The sequence below is a fragment of the Nonomuraea sp. NPDC003727 genome (assembly GCF_053586935.1).
On record NZ_JBSFNE010000003.1, the window covers coordinates 265023 to 287699 of the forward strand.

20 protein-coding genes and 1 pseudogene are annotated in these 22677 nt (G+C 72.2%); 11 read left to right on the forward strand and 10 right to left on the reverse strand.

Features of this window, described 5'->3' with window-relative positions; genetic code table 11:
• Positions 1 to 15: 15 nt before the first annotated feature.
• Positions 16 to 1185, reverse strand: a complete 1170-nt coding sequence (locus ACWDLG_RS09990) for an FIST signal transduction protein (protein WP_354905622.1) — start codon at positions 1183 to 1185, stop codon at positions 16 to 18.
• Between the two features lie 142 nt (positions 1186 to 1327).
• Between ACWDLG_RS09990 and ACWDLG_RS09995 the strand changes: the two genes are divergently transcribed.
• The 3 genes from ACWDLG_RS09995 (at position 1328) to ACWDLG_RS10005 (ending at position 5611) form a co-directional block, all read left to right on the forward strand.
• A complete protein-coding gene (locus ACWDLG_RS09995; RefSeq protein ID WP_449918009.1) occupies positions 1328 to 2719 on the forward strand; it encodes a sigma 54-interacting transcriptional regulator in 1392 nt (463 codons plus the stop codon).
• Positions 2720 to 2797: 78 nt separating this feature from the next.
• Positions 2798 to 3535: a hypothetical protein gene (locus ACWDLG_RS10000; protein WP_449918010.1), complete on the forward strand. Its 738-nt coding sequence runs from the start codon at positions 2798 to 2800 to the stop codon at positions 3533 to 3535.
• A gap of 27 nt (positions 3536 to 3562) precedes the next feature.
• Entirely contained in the window at positions 3563 to 5611 is a 2049-nt protein-coding gene (locus tag ACWDLG_RS10005) for a vWA domain-containing protein (protein WP_449918012.1), read from the forward strand.
• Here the strand turns inward: ACWDLG_RS10005 and ACWDLG_RS10010 are convergent.
• Genes ACWDLG_RS10010 through ACWDLG_RS10020 form a run of 3 tightly spaced genes read right to left on the reverse strand, consistent with a single transcriptional unit; the run spans position 5608 to position 7299 of the window.
• Positions 5608 to 5991, reverse strand: coding sequence for a DUF6292 family protein (locus ACWDLG_RS10010; RefSeq protein WP_449918014.1), 384 nt, complete (start codon positions 5989 to 5991; stop codon positions 5608 to 5610). The genes ACWDLG_RS10005 and ACWDLG_RS10010 overlap by 4 nt on opposite strands.
• 25 nt (positions 5992 to 6016) lie before the next feature.
• Positions 6017 to 6523 (reverse strand): GNAT family N-acetyltransferase, encoded by a 507-nt coding sequence (locus ACWDLG_RS10015; RefSeq protein WP_449918017.1) that lies wholly within the window; start codon positions 6521 to 6523, stop codon positions 6017 to 6019.
• On the reverse strand, positions 6520 to 7299 hold the full coding sequence (locus ACWDLG_RS10020; protein WP_449918020.1) for a GntR family transcriptional regulator: 780 nt from the start codon (positions 7297 to 7299) through the stop codon (positions 6520 to 6522). Before ACWDLG_RS10020 ends, ACWDLG_RS10015 begins: the two co-directional genes overlap by 4 nt.
• A gap of 178 nt (positions 7300 to 7477) precedes the next feature.
• On the opposite strand from ACWDLG_RS10020, the gene ACWDLG_RS10025 reads away from it, so the two are divergent.
• Positions 7478 to 7741: a hypothetical protein gene (locus tag ACWDLG_RS10025; protein WP_354905603.1), complete on the forward strand. Its 264-nt coding sequence runs from the start codon at positions 7478 to 7480 to the stop codon at positions 7739 to 7741.
• Here the strand turns inward: ACWDLG_RS10025 and ACWDLG_RS10030 are convergent.
• Complete coding sequence (locus ACWDLG_RS10030) at positions 7717 to 8139, reverse strand: DUF6292 family protein (RefSeq protein WP_449918023.1); 423 nt, start codon at positions 8137 to 8139, stop codon at positions 7717 to 7719. The genes ACWDLG_RS10025 and ACWDLG_RS10030 overlap by 25 nt on opposite strands.
• Before the next feature lie 257 nt (positions 8140 to 8396).
• Here ACWDLG_RS10030 and ACWDLG_RS10035 point away from each other — a divergent pair, with 257 nt between their 5' ends.
• On the forward strand, positions 8397 to 8825 hold the full coding sequence (locus ACWDLG_RS10035) for a hypothetical protein (RefSeq protein ID WP_354905599.1): 429 nt from the start codon (positions 8397 to 8399) through the stop codon (positions 8823 to 8825).
• Here the strand turns inward: ACWDLG_RS10035 and ACWDLG_RS10040 are convergent.
• A complete protein-coding gene (locus ACWDLG_RS10040) occupies positions 8822 to 9961 on the reverse strand; it encodes a cystathionine gamma-synthase (RefSeq protein WP_449918026.1) in 1140 nt (379 codons plus the stop codon). The genes ACWDLG_RS10035 and ACWDLG_RS10040 overlap by 4 nt on opposite strands.
• Before the next feature lie 122 nt (positions 9962 to 10083).
• Positions 10084 to 10275, reverse strand: coding sequence for a hypothetical protein (locus tag ACWDLG_RS10045; RefSeq protein ID WP_354905594.1), 192 nt, complete (start codon positions 10273 to 10275; stop codon positions 10084 to 10086).
• 621 nt (positions 10276 to 10896) lie between these two features.
• On the opposite strand from ACWDLG_RS10045, the pseudogene ACWDLG_RS10050 reads away from it, so the two are divergent.
• Positions 10897 to 11490: pseudogene (locus ACWDLG_RS10050) on the forward strand (sensor histidine kinase); the annotation flags it as partial.
• Here ACWDLG_RS10050 and ACWDLG_RS10055 read toward each other — a convergent pair.
• Positions 11428 to 14508, reverse strand: coding sequence for a BTAD domain-containing putative transcriptional regulator (locus ACWDLG_RS10055; protein WP_449918028.1), 3081 nt, complete (start codon positions 14506 to 14508; stop codon positions 11428 to 11430). The pseudogene ACWDLG_RS10050 and the gene ACWDLG_RS10055 sit on opposite strands and share 63 nt — an antisense overlap.
• Positions 14509 to 14561: 53 nt before the next feature.
• Here ACWDLG_RS10055 and ACWDLG_RS10060 point away from each other — a divergent pair, with 53 nt between their 5' ends.
• Positions 14562 to 15425, forward strand: a complete 864-nt coding sequence (locus ACWDLG_RS10060; RefSeq protein WP_449918031.1) for an NAD(P)-dependent oxidoreductase — start codon at positions 14562 to 14564, stop codon at positions 15423 to 15425.
• 108 nt (positions 15426 to 15533) lie between these two features.
• Here the strand turns inward: ACWDLG_RS10060 and ACWDLG_RS10065 are convergent, their stop codons facing one another.
• Positions 15534 to 16904 (reverse strand): cystathionine beta-synthase, encoded by a 1371-nt coding sequence (locus ACWDLG_RS10065; RefSeq protein ID WP_354905587.1) that lies wholly within the window; start codon positions 16902 to 16904, stop codon positions 15534 to 15536.
• A gap of 184 nt (positions 16905 to 17088) precedes the next feature.
• On the opposite strand from ACWDLG_RS10065, the gene ACWDLG_RS10070 reads away from it, so the two are divergent.
• The 4 genes from ACWDLG_RS10070 (at position 17089) to ACWDLG_RS10085 (ending at position 22255) form a co-directional block, all read left to right on the forward strand.
• Positions 17089 to 18069 (forward strand): SGNH/GDSL hydrolase family protein, encoded by a 981-nt coding sequence (locus ACWDLG_RS10070; protein ID WP_449918033.1) that lies wholly within the window; start codon positions 17089 to 17091, stop codon positions 18067 to 18069.
• A 36-nt stretch (positions 18070 to 18105) separates the two neighbouring features.
• Positions 18106 to 19434 carry an outer membrane protein assembly factor BamB family protein gene (locus ACWDLG_RS10075; protein ID WP_449918036.1) on the forward strand — a complete coding sequence of 443 codons (1329 nt, stop codon included), beginning with the start codon at positions 18106 to 18108 and terminating at the stop codon, positions 19432 to 19434.
• Between the two features lie 140 nt (positions 19435 to 19574).
• Entirely contained in the window at positions 19575 to 20792 is a 1218-nt protein-coding gene (locus tag ACWDLG_RS10080; protein ID WP_449918038.1) for an acetyl-CoA C-acetyltransferase, read from the forward strand.
• Positions 20793 to 21007: 215 nt separating this feature from the next.
• Entirely contained in the window at positions 21008 to 22255 is a 1248-nt protein-coding gene (locus tag ACWDLG_RS10085) for a hypothetical protein (protein WP_449918040.1), read from the forward strand.
• On the opposite strand, the gene ACWDLG_RS10090 is transcribed toward ACWDLG_RS10085, so the two are convergent.
• Positions 22224 to 22634 carry a PPOX class F420-dependent oxidoreductase gene (locus tag ACWDLG_RS10090; protein ID WP_449918042.1) on the reverse strand — a complete coding sequence of 137 codons (411 nt, stop codon included), beginning with the start codon at positions 22632 to 22634 and terminating at the stop codon, positions 22224 to 22226. The two genes, ACWDLG_RS10085 and ACWDLG_RS10090, sit on opposite strands and share 32 nt — an antisense overlap.
• Positions 22635 to 22677: the final 43 nt, after the last annotated feature.

The following is a 22677-nucleotide window of genomic DNA, read 5'->3' on the forward strand; positions in this document are numbered from 1 at the left end:
CCCGCCCGGCGGAGATCAGGAGGAGAAGACGAGGATCGAGGCGGTGAACCCGTGGACGTGGTTCTGGCCGCCCACGGGCCCCACCTCTCCCGCGGCGAAGAAGCCCGCCAGACCGATGGAGCCGAGCGTGTCGCGCACCGCCACCGCGTCGTGGTCGGCGGTGCCGAACATCGCCGACCCCCTGCCGTTGCAGGCGAACAGGAGCGCGCCGTCGATCCTGCCCAGCTGCTCGCGGTGCGCGTCGAGCAGGTCGTAGAGGTCCTCGTCGGCGGTGGCGGCGTCGCGCACCTGGAAGCGCACCGTCCTGCCGATGTCGACCACGTCCCCGATGGCCACCGCCTCCCGCTCGGGGTCGATGCCCAGGACGCCGCGGATCAGGAAGTCGCCCCGCTCGTGGTGCTCGGCGTACTCGTCCATCGCCACACCGATCTGCAGCCCCGAGGCGACCAGCTCGCGGTCGTCCTCGTCGAGCTCGCTGACGATGTCCTCCAGCCTGGCGAGCGCGGGCTGGCCAGCCAGCTCCAGCAGCAGGTTCTCCTCCGCGCTGGTGACGACCATCGTCGGGCCGATCGGCCTGCACCCCTGGCTGACCACCGTGCTGACCTTGACCTCGCCGCCCAGCAGCACGCCGATGGCGCCCTCGTCGTAGACCTCACCCCCGGCGAACAGCCGTACCGAGCCCCTGCCCTGCAGCCCGTTGGCCAGGCCGCCGATCAGCGGCAGGTCGCCGAGCACCTCGGCGGAGCGCTCGACGAAGGCGTCGGTGGGGAAGCTGTAGGGGTCGGCCAGCAGGATCGCCACCCTGTCGTCCGCCTGGCGCTCGGGCAGGCCGATGATCACGAACCGGTCCTCGGCGGTCAGGGTCTCCAGCGCGAACGTGGTCAGCCGGCCGCCGTCGAGCGTGGCCGCCCACGCGCTGACCGACGGGGTGAGCTCCACGCCCTGCCCGTCGCCGATGACGCCGGTCGCGCTGCAGCCGATGACGTGGGCGGCGGGCGCGACGGCCATGGCCCGTTGCCCCGCTCTGGCCACGTCGTCGGGGTCCTCCCCGCAGATGAAGAAGCAGACGAGATCGGCGGGGCCGCTCAGCCCGGCCAGAGCCTGCCGGACGGCCGTCTCCGCGGCGGCGACCAGGTCGGATCCCACAGCGAGGCCGTCCGCGAACCGGCTCGTCAACAGGGCCACGCGTCTCGCCTCCTCACGCTTCGGAGTGCCCCTCGGGCGGATTCTCCCCACTGGGAGGACAAGCACGCGCCCTTATCGTCACGCATCAGTCAAATCCGAAAGACATTCCCCCATTCCCCCAAGGAGACGTAGTCTCGAACGCGTGCATCAGCCTCGTATTCTCCGCGACTTGCGAGACAGCGGTCACGTCCGTCGCAGCGTCAAGACCGAGGTCCGCGAGAACCTGCTCGCCAGGCTGCGCGCGGGAGAGACACGCTTTCCCGGCATCGTGGGCTTCGACGACACCGTCCTGCCCCATCTCGAGCGCGCCCTCCTCGCGGGTCACGACCTGGTCCTCCTCGGCGAACGCGGTCAGGGCAAGACCCGCCTCATCCGCACGGTCACGGGCCTGCTCGACGAGTGGACCCCCGTGGTCGAGGGTTGCGAGATCAACGACCACCCGTACGCGCCGGTCTGCGCCCGCTGCGTACGGCTGGCCGCCGAGCTCGGCGACGAGCTGCCCGTCGCGTGGAAGCACCGCGACGGGCGTTACGGCGAGAAGCTTGCCACGCCGGACACCTCGGTCGGCGACCTGATCGGCGACGTCGACCCGATCAAGATCGCCGAAGGCCGCACGCTCGGCGACCCCGAGACCGTCCACTACGGCCTGGTGCCACGGACCAACCGCGGCGTCTTCTCGGTCAACGAGCTGCCCGACCTCGCCGAGCGCATCCAGGTCGCGCTGCTGAACGTGCTGGAGGAGCGCGACATCCAGGTGCGCGGCTACAACCTGCGACTGCCCCTGGACATCCTGCTCATCGCCAGCGCCAACCCCGAGGACTACACCAACCGCGGCCGGATCATCACCCCGCTGAAGGACCGCTTCGGCGCCGAGGTGCGCACCCACTACCCGCTGACCATCGAGGACGAGCTCGCGCTCATCCGCCAGGAGTCGATGCCCGACATCGGCGCCGACGTCCCCGAGCACCTCGTCGAGGTCATCGCCCGCTTCACCCGCCTGGTCAGGGAGTCGACCGCCGTGGACGCCCGCTCGGGCGTGTCGGCGCGCTTCGCCATCGCCGCGGCGGAGACCGCCGCCGCCTCCGCCGTACGGCGGGCGGCCATCGCCGGCGAGGAGCGCGCGGTGACCCGCGTCTGCGACCTGGCCCCGGTCGTCCCCAGCCTGCGCGGCAAGGTGGAGTTCGAGGTCAGCGAGGAGGGCAGGGAGATCGAGATCCTCGCCCACCTGCTGCGCCGCGCCACCGCCGAGACCTTCCGCGGCAGGCTCGGCGGCCTGGACCTGACGCCGCTGCTGGACAAATTCTCGGCGGGCACCCAGGTGGAGTCGGGCGAGCTGGTGCCGGCCGCCGAGCTGCTGCGCCGCATCGGGCCCGTCGACGGCCTGGCCAGGATCATGTCGAAGCTGGGCATGGGCACCGGCGAGGAGTCGCCGGGGCACGCGGCCGCGGCCCTGGAGTTCGCCCTGGAGGGCCTGTACCTCATGCGCCGGCTGTCGAAGGACGACGTGGACGGGGTGGCCGTCTACCGCACCTGATCCGCCGACACGCTCGGGTGAACATTTGCGTGATCTCCGGCGTCCTAGAGGATGACACCTACGACCTCGGGGGAGATCATGCGCCTGCCCGCTCTGACCGCCAGTGCCGTGCTCTGTGCCGGCCTCTGCACGCCAGGGGCCGCCTCGGCCGCCACCTCCGGCTCGGTCGCGTACGGCTTCGCCTGGGCCGACGGCAAGGGCGTGCTCAGGATCACGCCCGCCGGCGCGACCCTGGTCAAGGAGCACGGGATCCGGCGCTACCGGCTGAAGGCCGTCGCGGGTGCCAAGGAGGTCAGGCTCGACTACACCAAGGCGGCCTACCGCAGGCTCACCGTGGCCTGCGACCTGGTCGAGACCGAGGGCCGGGTCGCGCTCGACGGCAGCGGCCTGGGCCGGACGGCGTGCACGCCCGCCGACCTCGCCTTCACGCTGCAGCGGGGCCCCGCCCCCCTCAAGATCGAGTACTCGGGCACGAAGGCGGTCAAGGTCAGCGAGTTCCTGACCGACTGGGGCACGCCCAGGAGCGCCTTCGGCACGCTCAAGCGCGTCGACGACACCACGGTCTCCTTCAAGGGGCGCAAGCTCGGCTACACCCACGCCCTCGGCTTCTACCGCGTCACCGCCTCGTGCTCGGCGGGCTGGCTGTCCGGCAGGCCGGTCAACGCCGACCGCGACGGGCTCGGCACGAAGAACTGCGCGGCCGGCGACTTCACCGCCGCGCTGAAGGCGCAGGCGCACCCGATCCTGGTGAAAGCCGACTACAACCCGCTCAGCGGCGAACTGGTGGAGGTCTGGGAGGTCTTCGGCGACGCATAGCCGGATATCTCGGGTTAGCGTGGGCGCATGGCCTACCGCTATGGCGAGTACCACGAAGGGCCGGACCCGCTCGCTCCGCCGTACGACGTGAGGGCGGCGCTGGACGAGATGGGCGACGCCATCCTGTCCGGGTCCACCCCCGTCCACGCGCTGCGTGACCTGCTCAAGCGCGGCCTGCCGGGCGCGCAGGACCGCAGGGGCCTGGACGACATGCTCCGCGAGGTACGGCGCCGCCGCCGCGAGCTGCGCGAGCGCGGACGGCTCGACGGCACCCTCGACCGGGCCCGCTCGCTGCTGGACAAGGCGATCGGGCAGGAGCGGGCCGAGCTGTTCCCCGACCCGTCGGACGACGCCCGCCTGCGCGAGGCCGCTCTCGACGCCCTGCCCGACGACACCGCGAGCGCGATCCAGGAGCTGAGCTCCTACGACTGGCGCTCGCCTGCGGCGCGGCAGACCTTCGAGGAGCTGCGCGACCTGCTGCGCAGGGAGGTGCTCGACACCCAGTTCAAGGGCATGCGCGACGCGCTGGCCAACCCTGATCCGGCCGCCATGGAGCGGATCAGGCAGATGCTGAGCGACCTGAACGACATGCTGGACCGGGACGCCCGGGGCGAGCACACCCAAGCCGACTTCGACTCCTTCATGTCGAAATATGGCGACATGTTCCCGGAGCGGCCGCGCACGCTCGAGGAGCTGGTCGACACCCTCGCCCGCAGGGCCGCCGCCACCCAGCGCATGCTCGCCTCGCTCACCCCGCGCCAGCGGGAAGAGCTCGCCAACCTGATCGACCAGACGCTCGACCAGGCCGGCCTGTCCGAGCAGATGCGCCGCCTGGGCGACTCCCTCTACGCCCGCAGGCCCGACCTGGCGTGGACCACCCCCGAGCGGCTGACCGGCGAGGACCCCATGGGCATGGGCGACGCCGTGACCGCGCTCGAGGAGCTGGCCGACCTCACCCAGCTGGAGGCCGCGCTCCGGCAGGACTACCCCGGCGCGCGCCTGGACGACATCGACGAGGCCGCCATCCGCCGCGCCCTCGGCCGGTCGGCGGTCGACGACCTGGAGGCGCTGAAGCGGATCGAACGCGAGCTGGAGCAGCAGGGATACCTGCTGCGGCGGCGCGGCAAGCTCGAACTCACCCCCAAGGCGGTGCGCCGCCTCGGCGAGACGGCGCTGCGGCGCGTCTTCTCCTCCCTGGACGCGGGACGGCGCGGCGACCACGACCAGCGGGACGCGGGGGCGGCGGGCGAGCTGACCGGGTCGTCGCGCGCGTGGCGCTTCGGCGACGAGCAGCCGATCGACGTGGTCCGCACGCTCGTCAACGGCATCCGCCGGCACGACGCGGCCGGCCGTACCGACCTCGGCCGGGCGGCCCGCACCGCGCCCCGGCCGGCCCCCGCCGTGGGGCGGCCCGACGACCGCCTCGGGGGGCGCGCGCGTGCCGCCTCCCCGCGGGTCCGGCTGTCCGTCGACGACTTCGAGGTCAGCGAGACCGAACGGCGCAGCGCCGCCGCCGTGTGCCTGCTCGTCGACCTGTCGTACTCGATGGCGCTCCGCGGCACCTGGGCCGCCGCCAAGCAGACCGCGCTCGCCCTCCAGGCGCTGGTCGCCGCCAAGTTCCCGCAGGACGCCGTCCAGATCGTCGGCTTCTCCAACTACGCCAGGGTGCTGCAGCCCGACGAGCTGGCCGGCCTCGACTGGGACATGGTCCAGGGCACGAACCTGCACCACGCCCTGCTCATCGCGGGCCGCCACCTCGACCGGCATCCCGACTTCGAGCCCGTCGTGCTCGTGGTCACCGACGGCGAGCCCACCGCGCACCTGATGCGCAACGGCCGCTCGGCCTTCGAGTGGCCGCCCTCACCGGAGACGCTGGAGCTGACGCTGGCCGAGGTCGACAAGATGACCAGGCGGCGCGCGACGATCAACGTGTTCATGCTGGCCGGCGACGACCGGCTGAAGGAGTTCGTCGACGAGGTGGCCAGGCGCAACGGCGGCAGGGTCTTCTCCCCCAGCGCCGACCGCCTGGGCGAGTACGTCGTCAGCGACTTCCTGCGCCAGCGCCGGGCCCGCTAGACGATCGCGGGGACGGTGTAGGTGGCCAGCCGCTCGTCGAGCCCGTCGCCGTGGTCGTGGTAGGACCGGTAGACGGGCCTGGCGGGACTGCCGCCCATGGCCTGCAGGACGGGCACGTCCGCGGGCCTGGGCAGCACACCACCGCCCAGGTAGCGGGGGTCGGCCAGCTCGGTGCGCACGCCCTTCTCCCCCGAGACGAACCGGCCGTGCCGCCAGCCGCTCTCCTCGTCCCAGACCAGCGCGGACCCGGAGACCAGCAGGATCGTGGCGTCGCGGGGGTCGAAGGGGTCGTCCCACCATTCGAGGGCGTCCACGGCGAGAGCGACTTCGGCGACGTAGGCGACAGGCAGCGAGAGCCATTCCGATGTGTACGGCCGCATGCTGTTCCCTTCGCTGGGGGAGGCTTTACCCTAATGTAACCAACTTCCGCTGGAAGAGGGCCGCCGAGGGATAGCCGGGCAGCGGCGAGATCCCGACGAACTCGAAGCCCTGCCGCAGGTAGTACTTGTGCAGCGCCTCGTTGGTCCGCCACACGTCGATGCGCAGCAGCCCAGGGCCGCGCGCGGCCGCCCAGTCGATGGTCTCCGCGCCGAGGCCCCGCCCCGCGAAGTCCCGATGGACGACCAGCCGGTGCAGGTAGAGCGCGTCGGCGTCAGGGTCGTGGTGGGCCCACAGCTCCCGCTGCACCGTCGTGGTGAGGGTGACGGTGGCCGCGAGCCTCCCGTCACGCTCCTCGACCCAGGTGATCCCATCCGCGATGCCGCCGCGGACCCTGGCGTCCCTGGCCGCCCGGTCGGGCCACGGGCGCTGCCACTGGTCGGTGTCCTTGCCCGCGAGCCACGCCGCGGCGTTGTCGATCAGTCCGATGATCGCCGGGAAGTCGTCCGGCGTGGCCCTACGCGGGTGGATCACGAGCTCCCGTCCCGGTACTTCGCCGGGACGGACCCGATGTGGTAGACGAGACGGTTGCGGTCGGCCGGGTAGACGGTCACGGTCAGCCTGATCGGGCGCGTGGGGTCGAAGGCCGTGCGCCAGAGGACCTGCACGGACACTCCCGCGCCGGTGACGCCGAAGAACGCGCTCTCGTCGGCGTAGGACATGCGGGCGGTCAGCTCGTCGGTGTAGCCGACCTGAGGGTGCCCGAGGTCTTCGAGCAGCTTGATCGTGCCCCGGGTGATGTCGCCGGGCCTGATGAGGTCGGTGCCGTCGGCGATGTCCATCGGGTAGTAGGAGGTCTGCACCGACCACGGCACGCCGTCCACGAACCGCCGCTGCACCCTGGTGACGACCTTGGCGCCGACCGGGATGTCGAGCCTGGCCGCCACGTCGGCGCGGGCGTCGACCACGTCGACGTGCGGCCTGCCCACCTCGGGACGGCGGCCGCGCAGCAGGACGGAGGAGACGTAGGCGTCGCCCGGCAGGTGGGCCGCGCGCCTGCCCTCCTCGTCGGACAGCACCACGGGGAAGGTGTCGGGTGCGCGGCGGACGAAGGTGCCCTCGCCCTGGCGCTTCTCCAGCAGCTCCTGGTTCACCAGCTGGCGGATGGCCTCGCGCACGGTGTTGATCGAGAATCCGGACGACTCCTTCAGCTCGACCTCGGTCGGGATCTGGTCACCCGGACCCCACCGCCCGTCCTCGATGGCCTTGCGCAGACGGTCGGCAAGCTGCTGGTACTTCGGGACGGGCACCGGATCGCTCCTCTTTGAGTTCCGATGGTTTGAGTGAGACCAATCATTGGTATGACTGGTTTCACCAAACTGAATCCTACACCCAGGATTCCCCGCGAGAACGGACGCGGCAACGAGGCCGCATCACCCGGGACCGCGCCCCCGAATTCCACCCCACACCGAGGGGAGGCCTCTCTTGATGGAAGCAGCCGTCATCCTGGCGCTGATCATTGCGAGCGGGGCGGCGGGCATCTTCATCGTCGTGGTCATCGGCATACACCACGAGGACGGCAGGAGCTCGGCGACCGGAACACCGCCAGGCCCGCTAGACGCGGGCACCAGACGGATTCTCAGGCTCACCGTCGATCACACGGGATGCAGGTACGCCACCAACGCGCAGCACGCGCCCTTCGACTGCCCGACCTGCGACGGGCGAGATCAGGCGTTGAGCAAGGAGCAGTAGTAGCTGAGCGCGACGTCGAACCCGTCGCGGCAGTTGCGGTGCGAACGGTAGCTGGGCCGCCAGGCCGAGCTCGCGCCGACCCCGGCGCGGGCGTCGGCCAGCGCGCCCTGCACCCGCTCCGGTCGCGGCAGCAGCCCGTGGCCGAGATAGCGCACCTCTTCGAGCTCGCTGTGCGCGCCGCGGCTGCCGGAGACGAACCGGCCGAGCCGCCAGCCGCTCTCCTCGTCCCACACCAGGGCAGAACCGTCGGTCAGGCGCACGGTCGCGTCGCGCGGGTCGCACGGACCCTCCCACCAGTCGCCCACCTCGGCGCCGAGCACGCCGACGACCTGGGTGACATAGGAGAACGGCTGGCGTACCCACTCGTCCGAGTACGGCTCGACGTGCCTCACGGCCACGACGGCACCCCCTTGTGCCCTGGGAAACAGACAACCAACCATACCGGCGCTGAACTTATTCCATTGCCACGACGTCTAGTCATTACGGACGATATTCGGGGAAGGAGGAAGCCATGCTCGCCATGATCGTGATCATCGCCGTGATGGTCGTGGCCGTCGCGGCCTTCGAGCTGTGCATGAGCTGCCCTCACCACCAGGACGATCCCCAGGAAGAGAGTGTTTCCCGGTGAGATCGCCGGGCGGCTAAGGTCAGCCCCATGGATAGCACGTTGCTCTTGCTGCACATCGCATTCGCCATCTTCACCGTCGGTCCTCTCACGGCGGTGGTCATGGCCGCGCCGCGCGCGATCCGGGCCAAGAACGCCTCCGTCCTGCAGGTCCTGCAGCGGATGACCCGGATCTACGGCATCGGCTCGCTCGGCGTGCTCGTCTTCGGCATCTGGCTCGCGATCCGCCTCGGCGTCATCGGCCAGTGGTACATGTCGGCGTCGATGACGCTGTTCCTCGTCGCCCTCGTCCTGCTGTTCATCATCGACCGCGACCTTCGCGCCGCGGTCCGGGTCTTCTCCACCGAGAGCCCGGACGACGACGCGAAGGTCGAGAACGGCAGGATCGCCGCGCTCGGCGGCGTGATCGCGCTGATCTACGTGGTCGTCCTGTTCCTGATGGTCGTCCCCGGCGCCTAGCCCAGCGCCGCGGTCAGGTCGGCCAGCAGGTCGTCGACCGTCTCGATGCCGACCGACAGCCGCACCAGGTCGGACGGCACCTCCAGCGGGGAGCCCGCCGCCGAGGCGTGCGTCATCCTGCCCGGGTGCTCGATGAGCGACTCCACGCCGCCCAGCGACTCGCCCAGCGTGAACAGCTTCGTCCGGTTGCAGATCTCGACGGCCTCCTGCTCGCCGCCGGCCACCCTGAACGACACCATGCCGCCGAAACGCTTCATCTGCTTGGCCGCCACCTCGTGCCCCGGGTGCTCGTCGAGGCCCGGGTAGAGCACCTGGGTGACGCGCGGGTGCGCGAGCAGCAGGTCGACCACGCGCTCGGCGTTGTCGCAGTGGCGGTCCATCCGCACCCCGAGCGTCTTGAGCCCGCGCAGCGTCAGCCACGCGTCGAACGGCCCCGCCACCCCGCCGATGGCGTTCTGGTGGTAGGCGAGCTCGTCGCCCAGCGACGCGGACGCCGAGACCAGCGCGCCGCCGACCACGTCGGAGTGGCCGCCGACGTACTTCGTCGTCGAGTGCACCACCACGTCGGCGCCCAGGGACAGCGGCTGCTGCAGGTACGGCGAGGCGAAGGTGTTGTCCACCACGAGCAGCGCGTCGTTGTCGTGCGCCAGCTGCGCGAGCGCGGCGATGTCGGCGATGCCGAGCAGCGGGTTGGTCGGGGTCTCGACCCAGATGATCCTGGTCTTCTGCGTCATGGCCGCGGCGACGGCGTCGAGGTCGCCCAGCGGCACCGGGTCGTAGCGCAGGTCCCAGCGCTGGTGCACCTTGGCGAACAGGCGGTAGGTGCCGCCGTAGGCGTCGTTCGGGATGACGACGTGGTCGTTGGGCTTGCACACCGTGCGCAGCAGTGTGTCCTCGGCCGCCAGGCCGGAGGCGAACGCCAGTCCCCTGGCCCCACCCTCGACCGCCGCCAGCGCCTCCTCCAGCGCCGTCCGCGTCGGGTTGGCCGAGCGGCTGTACTCATATCCGCCCCGAAGGCCGCCCACGCCGTCCTGCTTGTAGGTGGACGTGGCATAGATCGGCGGCACGACCGCACCGGTCGTCGGGTCGGGCTCCTGGCCAGCATGAATGGCCAGAGTCTCAAATCCGTGGCTCATACCCACCACGCTAAACCTGTGAGGCCCGTGATCCGTCCCCCAACCGATCACGGGCCTCACCGACGTCACGGGCGGCTTGTCCCCCAACCGCCCACCCGTGACGAGCACAGGGGGGGTGTCCGTCAGGCCGCCTCGGCCTCGCCGCGCTCCTGGAAGCGCCGCGGCAGCCGGACGATGTCGGCCTCGATGTGGCGGCCGCTGCCGCCCTCGGCGGGCTCGCCGTTGATCCTCGACAGCAGGACCGGGTCGGCCAGCGCGAGCAGCAGCACCACGCCGAGCCCGAGAGCCAGCATCAGGAATCCGATTACCACCATGTCCCTCATCCCTTCGACGCTTCAAGCATCGGCCGCCGGGGGTTGCCGCCGCCTCCGCTGAAGGATTGGTCCGCGGGCCGGGCCCTCGGCCGAATGGTTGATATGGGTGGTCCGACTTCCGGCCTAGGCTCGAGTGCCGTGGGGGACAACAAACGTTTCGTCTACTGGGTCAGGCGGCTGAGCGAGATCGCGATGATCGGCTGGCTGGGCCTGCTGCTGATGGTCGACGTGGTGGCCTCGTTCAGCGCGGGCGGCCCGCAGCATCTGGTGCCCGGGTGCGGCGCGGTCGGCATCGCCGCGGTGTTGTTGCGCAGGCGCTACCGGGTCGAGGGCTTCGTCGTCCTCATGGCGTGCTCGCTGGCGGTCTCCCTGCTGTTCGGTGTCACGGACTTCGCCGGTTTCCCCGGCATGGCCGAGAGCGGCGCGCTGCTCATCCTCACCATCGGGATCCTGCGACACGTGGAGCCGGTGCCGCGGGCGGCGGTGCTGTCGCTGGTCGCGATGGCCGTCCTCATGGCCGAGGGCGGCATGCGCGACTACCGGAGCGCCGGTCTCGCCTTCTCGTTCCTGCTGTTCATCGGCTGGGCGACGGCCGCCGGCGTCGGCGGCTACCTGCGCTTCATGCAGGAGCGCCGCACCGAGGCCATCCACGCGGTACGGCGGGCCGAACGCCTGGAGCTGGCCAGGGAGCTGCACGACCTGGTCGCCCACCACATCACCGGCATCGTCGTCCAGGCGCAGGCGGCCCGTACGGTGGCCGAGAACAAGCCGGAGGCGGTCGTGCCCGCCCTCGACGCCATCGCCCACGCGGGGGCCGACGCGCTCACCTCGATGCGCCGGCTGGTCGGCGTGCTGCGCGCGCAGGACGAGGCGGCCCGCACGCCCGGCACCTCGCTGGCCGACCTGCGCCTGCTGACCGAGCGTTTCGCCGCCAGCGGCCCCCAGGTCGCCTTCGAGATCGGGCAGGGCATCGACGACGCCACGCTGCCGCCGGAGGTGATGACGACGCTGCACCGGGTGCTGCAGGAGTCGCTCACCAACGTCCGCCGCCACGCCCCCGGCACCGGCTGGGTCGAGGCGGACCTGCGGCGCTACGAGCGCGTGGTGGTGCTGCGCGTGCGCAACTACGGCTCGGCCACCGATCCCCGCATCTCACGGCTGGGCGGCGGATTCGGACTGGTCGGCATGGCCGAGCGGGTCGAGGCGCTGGGCGGCCGGCTGGTGGCCGGGCCCACGGCCGAGGGCGCGTGGGAGGTGCGTGCCGAGTTCCCGCTGCCCTAGCGCCCATGCCTCGGCGTAGGCCCGTTCGCCCAGCTCGGCGCGCGCCCTGGCGGAGATCCGCGTGACGTCGCCGCGCTCGGCGGGCGGGAGCGGCGCGCCGACCGACTCCCTGATCGCGGCCGCCGTACCGAGGAACCTGGCCGCGTCGCGGCCGGGCAGCGCGCCGGCCAGGCCCTCCAGGGCCAGCGCCACGGCCCTCGGGTCGCCGCTGGCCCGCGCGGCGGCGTAGCCCTCGCGGTGCAGCGCCAGCGCGGTCGCCGTGTCGCCGCGCTGCTCGGCGGCGAAGCCGAGCTCGGCCAGGATCAGCGCGCGCCCCGGCTGCCCGTCCACCTGCCGCAGCCAGGCCAGCCAGGGACGCAGCAGCGCCTCGGCCTCCTCCAGCCGTCCCTGCCGCCGCGCGCCCAGCCCGAGGCCGAGAACCGCGTGCTCCTCGGCCGACTTGTACGACTGCTCGACAGCGAGCCTGCGCGCTCGCTCGTGGTAGTCGTCGGCCAAGGCGTAGTCGCCCGTCAGCAGCGCGGTCCTGCCCAGCACCGACAGGCGGTAGGCCGACTCCAGCCCCAGCTCCTCGGCCACCCGCAGCCCCTCGCCGCGCCACCTCGCCGACTCCGCGTAGTCGCCGCGGATCTCGGCGAGCAGGCCGAGCGTCTCCATCGCCTCGCTCCGGCCCCAGCCGTCCCCGACCTCCTGGAAGATCGCCAGGCTGGTCTCGCCGTCCGCCTCCATCGCGGCCAGGTCGCCGCGGACGAGCGCCAGTTTGGCCCGCACGTCCAGCGCCGCCGCGACGCCCCAGCGGTCGCCCAGCTCGCGGTAGGCGGCCAGCGCCCGCTCCACCCTGGCCTCGTGCGCGGGGTGGTCGCCGTAGGCCCATCTCACGTAGCTGAGGAACCAGTCGGCGAAGGCCGCACCGGCGCGGTCCAGCCCCCCGTACGGCACGGCGCCCGCGTCGTCGCCGGTCGACAGCGTCATCCCCGCCTGCCACACCGCGGCCAGCGCCCGCTCGCGCTCCTCGCCACCGCCGGACGACAGCACCCGCTCGATCGCCCTGCTCGCCTCGCCCCGCCTGCCGCGCAGGAACCAGTACCAGCCCAGCGCGTTCACCAGCCGCAGCGCGTGACTCTCGCTCTCCAGCGCCGCGCGCAGGTTGGCGCCCTCGGCGTCGAGCGCGCGCAGCCACCGGCCCTGCTCGGCCCCGCGCAGGTCGGCCCGTTCGGCGAGGGCGGTGTAGTAGGCCGCGTGCCGCTCCTTCAGCGTGGCGCTCTCGCCTGCCTCCGCCAGCCGTTCGAGGCCGTAGGCCCGAACCGTCTCCAGCAGCCGGTAGCGCGGGCCGGGGCTCACCAGCGACCTGTCGACCAGCTGGGCGAGCGTCGCGACGACGTCCACCCCCGGCTCGGCGCACACCTGCTCGGCCGCCGCCAGCAGGCACCCGTCCGCGTGCACGGCCAGCCGCCGCAGCACCACCCGCTCGGCCTCGGACAGCAGCTCCCAGCTCCAGTCGATGACCGCGCGCAACGTCCGCTGCCTGCCGGGCGCGTCTCTCCGGCGCGCGCCCAGCACCCTGAAACGGTCGTCGAGCCTGGCGGCCAGCTCCCGCACGCCGAGCGCGCGCACCCTCGTCGCCGCCAGCTCCACCGCCAGCGGGAGCCCGTCGAGGCGCTCCACGATGGTGGCCACGGTCCGGGCGTCGTCCTCGTCGAGCGAGAAGGCGGGATCGGCGGCCACGGCCCGCGCCGCGAACAGCCGTACCCCCTGGGCGGTCTCCAGCGGCGGCACCGGCCACACCCGCTCCCCCTGGACGGCCAGCGGCTCCCTGCTCGTCGCCAGCACGCGCAGCCCGCCGGCCGCCCTGAGCAGCGTGGAGACCAGGTCGGCGGTGCTGTCGACGACGTGCTCGCAGTTGTCCATGACGAGCAGCAGCCGCCGGTCGCGCAGCGCGCTGACCAGACGCTCGACCGGGCCCGCGGCGGGGCCGTCGTCGCGAACGCCCAGCGTCTCGATCACCGCCTGGACGGGATCGGTCGTCGCGGCCAGCTCGACCAGCAGCGCGCCCTCCACCCCCGCCGCGCTCTCCAGGGCGAGCCGGGTCTTGCCCACGCCGCCAGGGCCGGTGAGCGTGACCAGGCGGCCGGCGTCGAGCAGGGCGCGCACCTCCTCGACCGCCGCCTCCCTGCCGATCAGCTCGGTCAGCGGCGCGGGCATGCCGCCTCCGGACAGGCGGACAGCGCCCGTGACCGGCCCGTCCAGCGAGGGGTCGTGACGCAGGATCGCCTCGTACAGCGCCGCGAGCTCCCTGCCGGGGTCGACGCCGAGCTCGTCGGCCAGGTGGGTCCGCAGCTCCGTGTAGCTCTCCAGCGCGTCGCTCTGCCGCCCCGCCCGGTACAGCGCCCGCAGGTGCAGCCCGCGCAGCCGCTCCCTCAGCGGGTGGCGTTCGACCAGCGCGCCGAGCTCCACCGGCTCGCCCAGCGCCAGCCGTACCTCGGCCTGGTCCTCGAGCGCCGTCAGGCGCGCCTCCTCGAGCCGCGCGGCGGCCGCCGTGACGAACGGCGCGTCGGCGTGGTCGGCGTAGGCGGGGCCCCGCCACAGCGCCAGCGCGTCGGCCAGCAGGCGGGCCCGCTCCTGCGGCGTGCCCTGCCTCGCCCGCGCCAGCAGCGCCGCGAACTCGGCGGCGTCGACCTCGGCACCGGCCAGGCGGTAGCCCGCGGGCTCGCGCACGACCGTTCGCGGGCCGCCGAGCGCCCGGCGCAGCTGCGACACCCTCGCCTGCAGCGTTCCGACCGGGTTGCCGGAGGGGCGCGCTCCCCACAGGTCGTCGATCAGCCTGTCCATGGGCACCGGACGGCCCTCGTGCACCAGCAGGTCGGCCAGCAGCGCGCGGACCTTCGCCTCGGGCACCCGCACGAGGCTCCCGTCGTCGGCCCACACGGCCAGCGGTCCCAGCACTCCGAAACGCATGACCCGTAGCTAACCAGAAGGTTTCCCGTAGGGCCGGGGCCGAGGGTGGGGGCATGACGACGCATGTGACTGTGATCGGCCTCGGCGCGATGGGCTCCGCGATGGCCGAGACGTTCCTGAAGGCGGGCCACCGGGTGACGGTGTGGAACAGGACGCCGGGCAAGGCCGGGGCCCTGGTCGCGCTGGGCGCGCACGAGGCGGCCTCCCCCGCCGAGGCCGGCGAGCTGATGGTGATCAGCCAGGTGGACTACCAGGCGATGTACGACAGCCTCGACGGCGTCGACCTGACCGGCAAGGTGCTGGTCAACCTGAGCTCCGACGCTCCGGCCAGGCTGCGCGAGGCCGCGGGGTGGGTGGCGGGCAGGGGAGGCGTGCTCGTCACCGGCGGCATCATGACCCCGCCTCCGGGGATCGGGCAGCCCGGCGCGTACACCTTCTACAGCGGGCCGTCCGAGGCGCTGACGGCCCACGAGGAGACGTTGAAGGCGCTGAGCGACGTGACCTACGTCGGGGCCGACCCCGGGCTGGCGATGCTGTTCTACCAGTCGCAGCTGTTCATGTTCTGGGCGGGGCTCACGGCGTACATGTACGCGGGGGCGCTGGCGCAGAGCGCGGGACTGCCGGTGACGCAGCTGCTGCCGTACGCCCAGGGGACGTTCGGCGGGATCGCGGGAGACGGGCCGATGGGGTACCTGAAGATCCTGACCGGCGAGATGGAGGAGCGGGCCTACCCGGGGGCGCAGAACAACCTGCACATGCAGGCGGTGGGGATGGAGCACGTGGTGCACGCGTTCGCCGACGCGGGGCTGGACGTGACGCTGCCCGAGGCGCTGCGGGACCTGTTCGCCCGCGCGGTCGCCGACGGACATGCCGCGGAGGGGCTCGGCTCGGTGGTCGAGTCCATCAGGAAGCCCTGACCCGTGACCCGAAGCACCCCGGCCCCCACCGGGGACCGGGGTGCCTGCCGCGTCGCGGCGCAGGACCCGGCCCGCGCGGCACGCGGGCCAGGGTCCTTGGACCGGCGGTCAGTGGTTGGCGAGGAAGGCCAGCAGGTCCTGGCGGGTGAGCAGGCCGGACGGCTTGCCGTCCTCCAGCACCACCGCCGCGTCCGCCTTCTCCAGCGCCTCGACCGCCCGCGAGACCGGCTCGCCCGCGCCGATCATCGGCAGCGGCTGCGACATGTGGTCGGCGATCGGGTCGTCGGAGCCGAGCTTGCCCCGGTACAGCGCCTCCAGCAGGTCGCGCTCCACGATCGAGCCGACCACCTCGGCGGCCATGACCGGCGGCTCCTCCTTCATGACGGGCAGCTGCGACACCGAGTACTCCCGCATGATGGAGATCGCCGTGCCCACCGACTCGTGCGGGTGCGCGTGGACGAACTCCGGCATCGTGCCGCTCTTGCGCGACAGCACGTCACGCACCAGCCCGTCCTCCGACGCCGTGGTCAGGAACCCGTAGTCGGCCATCCAGTCGTCGTTGAAGATCTTCGACAGGTAGCCGCGGCCGCCGTCGGGCAGCAGCACGACCACCACGTCGTCGGGCCCGGCCTGGGCCGCCACCTGGAGCGCCGCCACCGTGGCCATGCCGCAGGAGCCACCGACCAGCAGCCCCTCCTCGCGGGCCAGACGCCTGGTCATGTTGAAGGAGTCCTTGTCGGACACCGCGATGATCGAGTCGCAGATCGTCGTGTCGTAGGTCGCGGGCCAGATGTCCTCGCCGACGCCCTCGACCAGGTACGGGCGTCCCGTACCGCCGGAGTAGACCGAGCCCTCGGGGTCCGCGCCGATGATCTTCACCCGGCCGCCGGAGACCTCCTTGAGGTAGCGCCCCGTGCCGCTGATGGTGCCCCCTGTGCCCACGCCCGCCACGAAATGCGTGATCCTGCCCTCGGTCTGCTCCCACAGCTCGGGGCCCGTCGAGTGGTAGTGCGACTCCGGGTTGTTGACGTTGGAGTACTGGTCGGGCTTCCACGCGTTCGGGATCTCCCGCGCGAGCCGGTCGGAGACCGAGTAGTAGGACTCGGGGTGGTCGGGCGCGACGGCGGTCGGGCAGACCACGACCTCCGCGCCGTAGGCCCGCAGCACCGAGATCTTGTCCTGCGCGACCTTGTCGGGCACGACGAAGACGCACTTGTAGCCCTTCCTCTGGGCCACGATGGCCAGGCCGACGCCGGTGTTGCCCGAGGTCGGCTCGACGATCGTGCCCCCGGGCCGCAGCGCCCCCGACGCCTCGGCCGCCTCGATCATCCGTACCGCGATGCGGTCCTTCACCGAGCCGCCCGGATTGAAGTACTCGACCTTGGCGAGCACCTGTGCGGGCAGGCCGGCGGAGACCTTGTGCAGCCTGACGAGCGGAGTGTTCCCCATGAGCTCGATCAGGGAATCGTAAACGCGCACTGAGGTGTTCACCTTCTTTGCCGAAGCTTGATCAGCTTGTGGATGGCCGCGGCTCCCAGGGGGTGGTGGAGCCTCGGTTAGGTTTCAGACCCTGAGGATCGCGCGGGAGCCGCCCGAGCGGTTATACCAGCACGTTTCTCATGGACAACGCTACCGTCGCGACAGCTCGAGAGGAGCCGCTGAGGTGATCTGGACTCCCGGGGTGGCGCGTACCGCGCGCAGGATAGCGGCAGCGGCGGCCCTCGGCGGCGGCGGGTTGACGGCGCTCGGCGCGACGGCCTACGGCCTGCTCGTCGCCGAGAGCCTGGTCGCCAGGAAGGTGATCGGCCGCCCGCACGGCACGGAGGGTCCCGCCTCCGACGGCGTCTACGGCGACTTCCCCGGCGTGCCCCTGCGGCTGGCGATGCTGGGCGACTCCACCTCGGTCGGCCTGGGCATGGACGACCCCAAGGACACTCCCGGCGTACGGCTGGCGCACGGCCTGGCCGCCGTCGCCGAGCGCCCGGTCGCGCTGACCGTCGTCGGCCAGTCGGGCGCGCCGTCGGCCGAGCTCGGCGACCAGGTCGACAGGGCGCTCAAAGCGCGTCCCGAGGTGGCGGTCATCTTCGTCGGCGCCAACGACGTCACCACGCAGACGCCGCCGGCGACGGCCGTACGGCATCTGGCCAAGGCGGTGCGGCGGCTGCGCGAGGCGGGCGTCGAGGTCGTGGTGGGTACCTGCCCCGACCTGGGCACGGTGCGGCCGCTCGCGCAGCCGTTGCGGTGGGTGACGCGGCGGTGGAGCCGCCAGCTGGCCGCCGCGCAGACGGTGGCGGTGGTGGAGGCGGGCGGCAGGACGGTGGCCTTCGCCGACATCCTGGGGCCGGAATTCGCCACAAACCCGACAGAGATGTTCGGACCCGATCGATACCATCCATCTGACCGAGGTTACGCACAGGCCGCTTACGCGGTGCTACCTTCTGTATGCGCTGCGTTGGGGTTGTGGCCCGAGCCACGACCCAGGCGTGGCGAAGGACTGCAACCGATCTACCTTGCGGCGGCGACGGCCGCGGAGGAGTCAGGCACCGAGGTCACCGCGACCAGGGTCGCCGGGCGGGCGACGGGCCCCCACGGGAGGTGGGTGACGCTGTTCCGCCGGCGCCCCGACGACACCCTCCCTGGCTGAGCCGTCACTCCTCGCCCCTATTGGAGTGGAATAACGGTGCTCCGGCCCTTCGCGAAACCGGCTCTCGCCCTCGTCGGCACCGTGGCGCTGGCTGCCTGCTCCGGCAGCGACGCCGCCACGGCGGACTTCCCGACCTGGCACAACCCCGACGTCAACGTGGTCAGCCGCATGGTCACCGCCGCGGGCGTGGCCACCGCCACCTCCATGAGGCCCGACGGCACGCTGGAGACGGTGGCGCTCGACCTGACCACCGGCAGGAAGCTGTGGGCCCAGCCGGCCACGATGGCCGGCCGGCTGCCCGGCATGGGCGTGCCGCCGCCCGCGATCGTCGACGGCGTCGTCGTCGCGCTCGACCCCGTCAAGCAGGGCAGGTGGAACGCCACCCTGGTGGCCCGCGACGCCCGCACGGGCAAGCAGTTGTGGACCAGGCCGATCCACTCGACGTTCGGGCCGCAGCGCTGCGGCCCCTACGTGTGCGTGTCGGAGCACACCGCGCTCGAGGCGGCCAGGGTGGTCGTGCTCGACCCGGCCACGGGCAAGCAGATGTGGAAGCTGCCCGGCATCGCCGAGGTGGAGTGGTCCGACGCCGGCCGGGTGGTCTTCCTGCGCCTGGCCCGCGACCCGATGATCGAGTCCTACGAGCTCAAGTCCGGCAAGCTGCAGTGGCAGCAGCCGATCGAGCAGGCGCTCGGGCCCGGCATCGACATGTCCGGCGGGTGGGCGTTCGGCGCGACCGGCGACAACCTGGTGGGCTACGTCGCGCCGTACACCGACTCGCGCACGAAGAAGGTCTCGACGTTCGGGCTGTTCTCGATCAAGATCGCGGACGGCACGATCAACTGGATGCGCCCGTCGGTCGTGCGCGTCTACCCGAGCGGCAACCCCGGTTTCGCCCCGGTGGTCCGCCCCGTCGACCAGCACGGCCAGTACGGCGGATTCGCCAGGCTCGACGCCGAGACGGGCCGCGTCATGGGGCAGATCACCGCCGACCAGGTGCCCGGCTCGGGCTGGTGGCTGGCCTTCCCCGGACAGATGGAGCACCTCGGCTTCCTCAAGCACGACAGCGGCGGTTCGGCCTTCGACCTGGCCGGCGGCAAGCCGGTGCCGGTGAAGGAGCAACGCGGCTGGTCCTTCTGCGTCACCGACCCCAAGCCGCTGCCGCTGAAGGGGCAGGCGCCGGGCTTCTACTCGATCGCCTCGGTCTGCGAGTTCGACCTGTCGAACGGCAAGCGGGTGAGCGGCGAGGGCGCGCCGCCCCACTGGTTCACCGGCAGCCACGACGGCTGGCGGCTCTGGCGCGATGAGAAGGGCGGCATGCACGGCATCAAGGACGACACCGCCGCCGCGCCGGGCATGTACGGCTGAGCGGGGGCCGGGCGCCAGGATCCGCCCGGCCTTCCCCTTCCCAAAACAACATTCTGTTTTCCGGCCCCCAGGTCGTGGCATCCGGGCTACTGAGGGGTAACCTCGCGGTTGGAGTGCTGACACGAACCCAGGAGAGCCCCATGCCCGAGGCAGTCATCGTCGCCACCGCGCGTTCGCCGATCGGCCGCGCCTTCAAGGGGTCGTTGAAGGAGATCCGTCCCGACGACCTGACCGTCCAGATGATCCAGGCCGCGCTCGCCAAGGTGCCGCAGCTCGACCCGACCACGATCGACGACATCATGCTCGGCTGCGGCCTGCCGGGCGGTGAGCAGGGCTTCAACATGGCCCGCGTGGTGTCGGTGATGCTGGGCCTGGACACCGTGCCGGGCACCACGATCACCCGCTACTGCTCGTCGTCGCTGCAGACGACGAGGATGGCCTTCCACGCCATCAAGGCGGGCGAGGGCGACGTCTTCGTGTCGGCGGGCGTGGAGACCGTCTCCCGCTTCACGAAGGGCAACTCCGACTCCCTGCCCGACACGCAGAACCCCGTCTTCGACGGCGCCCGCGCCCGCACCGCGACGTTCGCCGAGGGCGGCCAGACCTGGCGTGACCCGCGCGAGGACGGCACGGTGCCGGACATCTACATCGCGATGGGCCAGACCGCCGAGAACCTCGCCCAGCTGAAGGGCGTCACGCGGGCCGACCAGGACGAGTTCGGCGTCCGCTCGCAGAACCTGGCGGAGAAGGCGCTGGCCGACGGCTTCTGGCAGAAGGACATCACGCCCGTCACGCTGCCCGACGGCACGGTGGTCAGCAAGGACGACGGCCCCCGCGCCGGCACCACCTACGAGGCCGTCTCGCAGCTCAAGCCGGTCTTCCGGCCCGACGGCACGGTCACCGCGGGCAACTGCTGCCCGCTGAACGACGGCGCCGCCGCGGTGATCGTCATGAGCGACACCAAGGCCGCCGAGCTGGGCATCACGCCGCTGGCCCGCATCGTCTCCACGGGCGTGACGGGCCTGTCCCCCGAGATCATGGGCCTGGGCCCGGTGGAGGCCTCCAAGCAGGCGCTCGCCCGCGCCGGGATGTCGATCTCCGACATCGACCTGGTCGAGATCAACGAGGCGTTCGCCGCGCAGGTGATCCCGTCCTACCGCGACCTCGGCATCGACATCGGCCGGCTGAACGTCAACGGCGGCGCCATCGCCGTCGGGCACCCGTTCGGCATGACGGGCGCCCGCATCACCTCCACGCTGATCAACAGCCTGCAGCACCACGACAAGACCCTGGGCCTCGAGACCATGTGCGTGGGCGGCGGCCAGGGCATGGCGATGGTGCTCGAGCGCCTGTCCTGACCCCTCCCGTACGGCAAGCCCGGCCACGCGCCACCCTCGGCACGTGGCCGGCCTCCGTCCGGGGACACGCGTCACCGAGCACGCGTGGCCGGTGTCCGTCCGGGGACACGCGTCACCCGGCGCGCGTGGCCGGGCGGGGCGACGGCGCTCGGGTGGCCGGGCGGATCTCGCGGAATCGGCGCGCCGTTGAGGAGGTTTGCGCCATGATCCGACCGATGACGATCGCATACCGGGCGACGGCCGCGGTGGCCTGCCTGTCGCTGCTCGCCGCCTGCTCGGGCGGCGGCGATCACGGACGCCCGTCGGCGGGCCCGGCCACGCCCGCGAGCGCGGCGCCGGCCCCCTCCCTCTCCCCCGGCCCGAGCCGTACGCCGCAGGCGCCGCCGTTCTCCACGCGGTGGAAGGAGTTCGAGAAGCTGCCGCTCCTGACGACTTCCGGGCTCGTCGACGTGGTGGCCACGGGCCCACGGCAGGCATGGGCGCTCGGCTACGAGGACGGTGCCGAGGACAGCGACGGCTCCACCGTCGTGCTGCGATGGAACGGCACCGCGTGGTCGAAACTGCCCGGCACGCCGGCTGTCGGCGGCTACGACGGCCTCGACGCCGGCGGCCCCGACGATCTCTGGATCGCGGCGGGGGACACGGTCGCCCACTGGGACGGGCGCCGCTGGACCAGGACGCGGCCGTTCGGCATCTCCGAGGACAAGTCCTTCGACGACGTCGCCACGGACGGCGACACGGCGGTACTGATCGGCGCGAGCGAGGATGGCGCGCCGTTCATCGTCACCGGCAGGAACGACCGCTTCCGTCTCCAGTTCAGCCCCGAGGGCGTGCTCGACGCGGTCACCTCCGGATCGGGACACGCCTGGATCGTGGGCGCGGCACCCCACCGCGACTGCGCGGAGGTCACCCCGCTGGTCGTGCACAGCAGGAAGGCCGGCCGCGAAGGATACGGGCAGTGGGAGGCCATGCGCGTGCCGCTCGTCCCCGGCGGCACGCTGACCTCCGTCGTGCAGATCACCCCGACGGACGTGTGGGCCGTGGGGAAGATCGTCGAGAATGCCCAGGCGGAGCGGATCCCCGGCCGCCCCTGTGGTGAGTGGGTCTCCGGTGTGCTGGCCGAGACCGACTCTCCGGCCCTTCCCCTGGCCCTCCACTGGGACGGGCGCTCCTGGAAGCAGGTGGCCCTGCCGCCGATGAACGCCGAGCTGACCGGCGTCACCGCGTTCGGCCCCGACGACGTGTGGGTCGCGGCACGGGATCGCGACCGGCCGGACGTCCCCGTCTTCCTGCGCTTCGACGGCAGGGGCTGGACCGCCGAGCGCGCCGGCCGCGGCACGGTCACGGCCGTGGCCGCGATTCCCGGCACGAAGGACCTGTGGGCCGTGGGCTGGCCGGGCGAGTACACCGACGACGGCAGGGAGTACCTGCTCAGGCGTGGTGGTCGGGGCCGGCCCGGTTGAGCGCGATCCGCAGCACCACGCGGCGTTCCCTCTCCATGGCCGCGCGGTACTCGGCCCAGTCGGCGTGCTCCCCGGCGACGCCCCGGTAGTAGGCGATCAGGTGGTCCATGGCCGCGGGCAGCGAGACGACCTCGGCCGTGCCCTCGACCTGGATCCACTCGCCGAAGAAGGCGTCGGTGAACGCGCAGATGGCCACCCGGGGGTCCCTGCGCACGTTGCGGGTCTTGGCCGCGCCCTCCCGGGTGCTGACGACCGCGTAGCCGTCCTCGTCGACGCCGACCAGCACCGGCGACATCTGGGACCGCCCGTCGGCGTGGTGGGTGAGCAGGACGGCGTGATGGTTGCGCGCCAGGAAGTCGCGCGCCTTGTCGAGATCCATTCACCCATGATGCGCGCCCGGGCCGTTTCCACGGCACGGGCGC